5 protein-coding genes and 1 pseudogene are annotated in these 5,223 nt (G+C 71.3%); all 6 read left to right on the top strand.

Going from position 1 to position 5,223, the window contains the following annotated elements; all coding sequences use genetic code 11:
• Positions 1 to 335: hypothetical protein (locus ACWDX9_RS59535; RefSeq protein ID WP_449972568.1), on the top strand; the 335-nt coding region annotated here is incomplete at its 5' end.
• 124 nt (positions 336 to 459) lie between these two features.
• Positions 460 to 2,046: a flavin monoamine oxidase family protein gene (locus ACWDX9_RS59530; protein ID WP_449972565.1), complete on the top strand. Its 1,587-nt coding sequence runs from the start codon at positions 460 to 462 to the stop codon at positions 2,044 to 2,046.
• A 14-nt stretch (positions 2,047 to 2,060) separates the two neighbouring features.
• A complete protein-coding gene (locus ACWDX9_RS59525) occupies positions 2,061 to 2,690 on the top strand; it encodes a Rid family hydrolase (RefSeq protein ID WP_449972562.1) in 630 nt (209 codons plus the stop codon).
• A gap of 178 nt (positions 2,691 to 2,868) precedes the next feature.
• Positions 2,869 to 3,498, top strand: coding sequence for a TetR/AcrR family transcriptional regulator (locus ACWDX9_RS59520; RefSeq protein WP_192783476.1), 630 nt, complete (start codon positions 2,869 to 2,871; stop codon positions 3,496 to 3,498).
• A complete protein-coding gene (locus ACWDX9_RS59515; RefSeq protein WP_449972559.1) occupies positions 3,495 to 4,385 on the top strand; it encodes an ABC transporter ATP-binding protein in 891 nt (296 codons plus the stop codon). The genes ACWDX9_RS59520 and ACWDX9_RS59515 overlap by 4 nt, the downstream gene beginning before the upstream one ends.
• Positions 4,382 to 5,223, top strand: a pseudogene (locus tag ACWDX9_RS59510) (ABC transporter permease); the annotation flags it as partial. The gene ACWDX9_RS59515 and the pseudogene ACWDX9_RS59510, both read left to right, overlap by 4 nt.

Raw genomic sequence — 5,223 nt, 5'->3', positions numbered from 1 at the left:
CCCGGCGGGCTCGTTCCCGGCGGGCCGCCCTGGATCTGGCCGCGGCGGTCGAGGACGTCCGTACCGGCATGCGCGACGCGACGACGCGGCACGAGCGCGGCGTCGCTCTGGCGCGGTGGCGATCCCGATGGATGTACGCCGCCGCCATGATCGCTCTCGTTGACCCCGCCGTCGCCAAGGACGTACGGGCTCAGGGACGACGCCTGTACGCGGACCTCATGTCCGTCGAAGTGCTCGGCACGGCCTGGCCGGTCGGCGGCATGCGGCGCGAGTCCGGCCAGCTCCTGCACGCCAGCGCCCGTGACCTCTACGCCCGCTGTTCCAGCCGAGACTGACCCTGAAACCTCACTTTTCACTACAAACCCGATGATCTGCCTGCAACGCACAAACAACACACCGAAGGATGAACGGCAACAAACCGCATCCAGACTCACCTCCAGCAAATCTTGGAGGTAAGTGTTGGGGTACAGCAGACGCGATTTCCTGTCCGCCGTCGGTGTCTCCGGTGGGGCAGGCGCGCTCTTCGCGACCATGGGCGCGCTCGGGCTCGCGCCGACCGCCGAGGCGTCCGCGAAGGGGACCTTTGACCCGCCGCAGCAGTCCGACTTCTCCCTCACCGGGCGCTCCGCGAAGAAGGTCGTGATCCTCGGCGCCGGGATAGCCGGCCTCGCCACGGCGTACGAGCTGGGCAAGGCGGGCTACGACTGCACGATTCTGGAGGCGCTCGACCGGGTGGGCGGCCGGAACTGGACCATCCGCGGCGGCGACCGCGTGACCGAGCTGGACGGCTCCACGCAGGTCGCGAAGTTCGGTGACGGCGTCTATCTCAACGCGGGGCCGGCCCGGCTGGCGCAGTGGATGGTCACCATGGACTACTGCCGCGAGCTCGGCGTGGACCTGGAGGTCTTCACCAACTCCAACGCCCAGGCCTACATCTACCACCAGAACATGCGGGCCCCCGTCCGCTGGCGCACCGCCAAGGCCGACGTGTACGGGTACGTCTCGGAACTGCTGTCACGGGCGACCGACGCAGGTGCGCTGGACGCCGCGCTCACGGCGCAGGACAAGGAGCGGCTGATCGCCTTCCTGTCGGGCTTCGGGGCGGTGGGGGACAAGGCGAGCGGGTTCAAGTACTCGGGAGGCACCCGCCGCGGCCACAGCGTGAACCCGGGCGCGGGCGAGCAGCCGGGCACGGCCCTCGGGCCGGTGCCGTCGCTGTCGGAGGTGCTGGCCAGCGGCGTCGGGCAGCGGTTCGCCTTCGAGTTCGGCTACGACCAGGCGATGCTGATGTTCCAGCCGGTGGGCGGCATGGACGCGATCCCGCGGGCCTTCGCCGGCAAGATCGGGCGGCAGCGGATCCGGCTGCGCGCCAAGGTCACCAGGATCACCGATCTGCCGGACGGCGTGGAGGTGGAGTACGAGGACCGCCACGGCCGGACCCAGAAGATCAAGGCGGACCTGTGCGTCGCGGCGATGCCCCCGCACATCCTGGCCAAAACCGCGCACAACCTCGGCCCGGAGGTCCAGGCCGCCCTCGCCACCCCGACCGCCACGAACGCGGGCAAGATCGGCCTGGAGTACCGCCGCCGCTGGTGGGAGGTCGACGAGGACATCTACGGCGGCGTCACCGCCACCGACCTCGACCTGGCCACGATCTGGTACCCCTCCTACGGGTACGGCACCTCGCGCGGCATGGTCGTCGGCTACTACAACTTCGGCGCCCAGGCCGACGCGTACGCAGCGCTGAAGCCGGCCGAGCGCGAGCGCCGCGCGATCGAGCAGGGCATGAAGATCCATGGTGCGAAATATCGTGACGAACTGGCGTCGTCGGTGTCCATCGCCTGGAAACTCCAGCCGCACATCGAGGGCTCGTGGGTGGGCTGGCCGTCGCGGCAGGGCGCGTACCAGCTGCTCGGCAAGCCCGCCGGGCACGTGTACTTCGCGGGTGACTGGCTGAGCTACATGATCGCCTGGCAGTCGGGAGCCCTGGAGTCCGCCCGCAAGGTCGTCACCGAGCTGCACCAGCGCGTCCTGAGCACCTCCTGAGAGGACACCTCCGCATGAAGATCCGCACCATCGCCATCCCCGCGGCCGTCGTCCTCGTCCTCGGCACGGGTACGGCTGCCGCCACCCCCACCTGGTCGCCCCGGCCGCAGGAGGTCAGGCCGTTCCTCCCCGAGGGCAGCACCAACCCGGCGATCGCCGACGGAGTGGCGCTCGGGAAGCAGGTGGCCACGTACACCGCCAGCGGCCTGGGACCGGCGGCGGGCAACCCCGCGGCCCCCGCCGACTCTCCCGAACGCTACGTCGACCTCCCCGGCGGAACCCTGCCTCCAGGCGTCACCCTCACCGAGGCCCAGGCCCTCAACGTGCTCAAACGCGTCAAGGCCAACCTCACCGCGGCCGGGCTGGGCCTGGCCGACGTCGTCTCCATGCGCGCCTACCTGGAGAAGCCGCCCGGAGCCGAGTCGGCGGACTTCGCCGGCTGGAACCGCGCCTACCGCCAGTTCTTCGCCAACACGGACCTGGCCACCGGCCGGCCCGTACCCGTCCCGCTCGGCATCGCGCCGCCCGCCCCGCCCATGGAGGTCAACCCGGCCCGCCCGGCCCGCGTGACGATCGAGATCGCCAACCTCCCGGTCGCGGGCTGGCTCGTCGAAGTGGAGGTCGTCGCCGCCTACAAGCACTGACCTCGGCGCTGCCGAGGCTGGTGTGGGCTCTGTTGTCCAAGGGAAGAAACATGAAGGCGCCGCCTCTGCTCACGCACTGAAGAGAGGCGGCGCCTTCGTCGTTCCCGCCGCCGGCCTCCGACGCCCGATTGGTTGAACGCTTGCATGGCAACCAATACAACTGTATAGAATGCTGGACGTGCGACCAATTTCTGAAGAGGACCTGACCACGCGTGCCCGCATCCGCGACGCCGCGATGGCGTTGTTCGCCGAGCAGGGGGTCAAGGCCACCACGATCCGCGGGATCGCCGAGGCGGCCAGAGTCTCGCCCGGCCTGGTGCAGCACCACTTCGGCACCAAGGAAGCGCTGAGGCAGGCCTGCGACGAGTACGTCCTCAGCTACGTGCGCGAGCAGGTCACCGCCGGCGTCACCGACCGCAACCTCGAAAAGCCCGAATTCATCGAGAACGTCCACCGCACCGCGCCGCCCCTGATGAAGTACCTCGGCCGCGCGCTCGTGGAGGGCTCCCCGGCGGCGGCCACCATGTTCGACGACCTCGTGACCGTGACGGAGCAGCATCTCGCCAACGAGGACCAGCACTCCGAGGCCGACCACCGCGCCCGCGCGACCGTGCTGACGGCGATGAAGCTCGGCATCACGGTGCTGCACGAGCACGTCTCCCGCGCGCTCGGCACGGACCTCTACGCCCCGCAGGGCGCGCTGCGCGTCGGCAAGGCCCAGCTCGACCTGATCAGACCCGAATTCCTCGGCCGCGAGCTGTTCGAACAGGCGCGGACCGGGCTGGAGAAGTTCGAGGGACAACAATGAACGCCGCAGTGCGCGCCGACGGCCTGGTCAAGACCTTCGGCCAGGCAAGGGCCCTGGACGGGCTCGACCTCACCGTCAGGACGGGGGAGGTGCACGGCTTCCTCGGCCCCAACGGCGCGGGCAAGACCACTACGATCCGCATCCTGCTGGGCCAGATGCGCGCCGACGGCGGCCGGATCGAATTACTGGGCGGCGACCCGTGGCACGACGCCACCGAGCTGCACCGACGGCTCGCCTACGTGCCCGGCGACGTCACCCTGTGGCCCTCGCTGACCGGCGGCGAGGTCATCGACCTGCTGGGCAGGGTACGCGGCGGCCTCGACCCGCGGCGGCGCGCCGAGCTGCTCGAGCACTTCGAGCTCGATCCGCGCAAGAAGTGCCGCACCTACTCCAAGGGCAACCGGCAGAAGGTGGCGCTGGTGGCCGCCTTCGCCTCCGACGTGGAACTCCTGGTGCTGGACGAGCCGACCTCGGGCCTGGACCCGCTGATGGAGGCGGTCTTCAACGACTGCGTCCTGCGGGAGAAGCGCGACGGCCGCACCGTGCTGCTGTCCAGCCACATCCTGTCGGAGGTCGAGACGTTGTGCGACCGCGTCAGCATCATCCGCGCCGGCCGTACCGTCGAGTCCGGCAGCCTGGCCGACCTGCGCCACCTCACCCGCACCTCGGTGACGGCCGAGCTGATCGGGCCCGCGCCTGGGCTGGCCGCGCTGCCCGGCGTACACGACCTGACCGTGGACGGCGCCCGGCTGCGCTGCCAGGTGGACGGCGACACGCTGACCGCCGTGCTCGCCGAGCTGGCCAGGGCGGGCGTACGGACGTTGACCACGCAGCCGCCGACGCTGGAGGAGCTGTTCCTGCGCCACTACGAGGGGGCCGCCGCATGACCGGCACCCTGACCCTGATCCGGCTCATCCTGCGCAGGGACCGCGTGCTGCTGCCGGTGTGGATCGCGATCAGCGCGCTGCTGCCGGCGAGCATCGCCTCCGCCACCAGCGACCTGTACGCCGACCAGGCCGCCCGCGACGCCTTCGCGGCGGCCTCGGCGAGCAACCCCGCGCAGCTGGCCATGCGCGGCCACATCTACGACGCGAGCGTGGGCGGCCTGACCGCCTGGACGCTCGGCTCGTCCCTCGCGCTGATCGGCGGGCTGGTCAGCATCCTGCTGCTGATCAGGCACACCCGGGTCGAGGAGGAGACCGGCCGGCGCGAGCTGCTGTCGTCGGGCGTCATCGGCCGCCACGCCCCGCTGGCCGCCGCGCTCGCGGTCGTGCTGGCCGCCAACCTGCTGCTGGGCCTGCTGTCGGTCGTCCCTCTGATCGCGAGCGGCCTGCCCGCGGGTTCCTCGCTCCTGTTCGGGCTGTCCACCGCCGGGGGCGGCTGGGCGTTCGCGGCCGTGGCCGCGGTCGCCGCGCAGCTCACCGCGTCATCCGGTACGGCGCGCGGCATCGCGATCGCCGCCGGCGGCCTGCTGTTCGCGCTGCGTTCGCTGGCCGACAGCGGCGGCATCGGCTGGCTGGCGTGGCTGACGCCGTTCGGCTGGGTCCGGCTGACCAAGCCCTACGCCGGTGACCACTGGTGGGTGCTGGGGCTGATCGCGGTGGCCGTCGCCGCCGTGGCGGCGGCCGCCTTCGTCCTGTCCACCCGGCGCGACGTGGCCGGCGGCCTGATGCCCATCCGCCAGGGGCCCGCCACCGGAGGGCTGCCGGGCGCGTTCGGCCTGGC

The sequence above is a fragment of the Nonomuraea sp. NPDC003201 genome, assembly GCF_053590415.1.
This window is presented reverse-complemented; position numbering and strand designations above follow the sequence as displayed.